At 39.0% G+C, this 1,030-nt stretch carries 1 protein-coding gene; it reads left to right on the forward strand.

From position 1 onward, the window contains the following. Positions 1-18: 18 nt before the first annotated feature. Positions 19-1,030 (forward strand): phage tail tape measure protein (locus tag WKS98_RS09930; protein WP_498918946.1); only part of this gene is annotated, 1,012 nt, incomplete at its 3' end.

Genomic DNA, 1,030 nt, shown 5'->3' on the forward strand with positions numbered 1-1,030 from the left:
GGTGGTATTGAAGGAATTATGAACCTCGCTGCAGCCAGTGGTGAGGATTTAGCAACCACTTCTGATATTGTCACAGATGCCCTTACAGCCTTTGGTTTAAAAGCAGAAGATTCTTCTCACTTTGCTGATGTTCTTGCCGCTGCATCATCTAATGCAAACACCAATGTTTCACTAATGGGTGAGACCTTTAAATATGCTGCACCTATTGCTGGTGCTCTTGGATACTCAGTTGAAGATACTGCAGTAGCCATAGGTTTAATGGCAAACTCAGGAATAAAGGGTTCACAAGCAGGTACAGCTTTAAGGGCTGGACTAACTAGACTTGCATCACCAACTAAAGAAGTTATGAATGGAATGTCCATGTTAGGCCTATCTATTGAGGATGTACAGGGGCTTTCTCTTGATGAAACTCTAAGAATTTTTAGAGAGTCCTTTGCTAATTTAGATGGAACTCAAAAAGCACAGGCAGCATCAATGATATTTGGTAAAAATGCTATGTCTGGAATGTTGGCAATTATAAATGCCAGTGAGAAAGATTATAACAGTTTGAGTGATGCCATATACAACGCAGATGGAACAGCAGAAAAAATGGCAACTACTATGCAGGATAACTTAGGTGGTCAATTAAAGATCCTACAATCTGCTTTAGAAGAATTAGCTATATCATTTGGGGAACTTTTGATGCCTACTGTTAGAAAAGTAGTAGATATATTAACAAAACTGGTAAATGGACTTAATGCACTTCCTGGTCCAGTAAAAGGTGTCATTGCAGGAATAGGTGTTTTTATAGCTGCTCTAGGTCCAGTTCTTATTATTATAGGAAAGCTTGTCTGGTCAATAGGAACTATTATGACTAAAGGTCCTCTAATAGTAGGAGGAATAACTAAGATAGTTGGAATCTTTACAGGTACACTTATACCAGCAATCACTGCAGTAGTATCAGCCATAGGTATTGTTCCTATTGCTATTGGTGCAGTAATAGCTGGTCTTGTTCTTTTATGGAAGAAGTGCGACTGGTTTAGAGAAGGGG

It is taken from the genome of Lagierella sp. ICN-221743, assembly GCF_037890055.1.
Taxonomy (GTDB): domain Bacteria; phylum Bacillota; class Clostridia; order Tissierellales; family Peptoniphilaceae; genus Mediannikoviicoccus.